The following is a 1021-nucleotide window of genomic DNA, read 5'->3' as shown; positions in this document are numbered from 1 at the left end:
ATTAAACTGGAAGGCCAATTAGCGGAATTGGACGAAGCCTTTGACGGTGAGCTGACAAATTTATTGAAGGAAAGCGATCTTTCCGCGAAGAAAAAACAAATACATATCGTTCATACGTTTGGTAAGATTGGTGCCAAAAGAATCGTTTTTGCAGGATTGGGAAAACAAAAGGAGTTATCCTTCCATGATTTGCAAGAAGTTTACGGTGCTGTTTTTCAAGAGTTGTCGAAATGGAAGTATCAACAAGCTGCTGTTCTGTTGAACTCTTTCAGCAATGATGCCCTTGACTCGCTTGATGCTGCACATGCATTAGCAGAAGCATTTGCATTATCTACATATGAATATACAGGCTATAAGCAAAAATCAAATGAGCCAGAAAAAAAGATAGAGGAAATCATTCTATACAGTGAAACAGATGAGGAAGAAGTTCGTGCTGCTGCAAATGTAGGCTATACATATGGAAACGGAACAAATTCGGCAAGAACACTTGTCAATTTGCCAGGTAATATGCTGACTGCAACGGATATGGCTGCATATGCAGAAAAGCTCGGTGAAAAATATGGATTTGAAGTCGAAATACTGGAGAAAGAGGATATGCTTAAGCTTGGCATGGGAGCAATTCTTGCTGTAAACCAAGGCTCGACAGAACCTCCTAAGATGATTGTTCTTAAATATCAAGGAAAAGAAGAATGGACAGATGTTATCGGTCTTGTCGGGAAAGGAATTACCTTTGACACTGGTGGCTATTCAATCAAGACGAAGGACGGCATTGTCGGGATGAAGACAGATATGGGCGGTGCTGCAGCAGTTCTTGGCGCAATGGAGATTGTTGGAGAGCTTAAGCCAGAACAGAACGTTGTGGCTGTTATTGCTTCAACAGACAATATGATAAGCGGATCTGCCTTTAAACCGGATGATGTCATTACATCTATGAGTGGAAAAACAATTGAAGTGTTGAACACCGATGCTGAGGGCCGATTAGTGCTGGCAGATGCTGTTACTTATGCGAAGCATCATGGCG

1 protein-coding gene is annotated in these 1021 nt (G+C 41.6%); it reads left to right on the top strand.

Translation table 11 applies throughout. The annotated features are described in order from the left end of the window. Positions 1 to 1021, top strand: a 1021-nt coding sequence (locus AB0G52_RS41405) for a leucyl aminopeptidase (protein ID WP_361344535.1), incomplete at both ends; no start/stop codon positions are given.

This window comes from Streptomyces sp. NPDC021562, assembly GCF_040640875.1.
Classification (GTDB): domain Bacteria; phylum Actinomycetota; class Actinomycetes; order Streptomycetales; family Streptomycetaceae; genus Streptomyces.
This window is presented reverse-complemented; position numbering and strand designations above follow the sequence as displayed.